Source organism: Pseudomonas sp. FIP_A4 (assembly GCF_036701605.1).
In the GTDB taxonomy this organism is placed as follows: domain Bacteria; phylum Pseudomonadota; class Gammaproteobacteria; order Pseudomonadales; family Pseudomonadaceae; genus Stutzerimonas; species Stutzerimonas phenolilytica.
Genome location: NZ_JAYDXP010000108.1, coordinates 1 through 322, shown reverse-complemented (window position 1 = coordinate 322; position 322 = coordinate 1). Strand labels below are relative to the sequence as shown.

Genomic DNA, 322 nt, shown 5'->3' with positions numbered 1-322 from the left:
CGGGGAAGTACTGCTCGACCCGCAGCCGCGAACGCGCGGCCGCGCGACCGGCAGGGTTGGCCGAGGTCGATACCAGCGGCCCGGTCAACGCGCAGAGTCTGGCCACCAGCGGATGATTGCTGACCCGTAGCGCCACGCTGTCATGCTGACCGGTGATCCATTCCGGCAGCCGTTCACGGTGTGCACCAACCAGGTGTTCGGCCCCGGCCAGGTGCCGACGAGGCGATCGAGCCAGCGTTCGGGCAGATCATCGAGGAGGAAGTCGAACTGGTCGATGTGCGCGGCGACCAGGATCAGGCCTTTCTCCATCGGGCGCATCTTC

Annotated in this window: 1 pseudogene; it reads right to left on the bottom strand. The window is 67.1% G+C overall.

Going from position 1 to position 322, the window contains the following annotated elements:
* Positions 1-322 (bottom strand): annotated as a pseudogene (locus U8L64_RS02760) (L-threonylcarbamoyladenylate synthase); the annotation flags it as partial.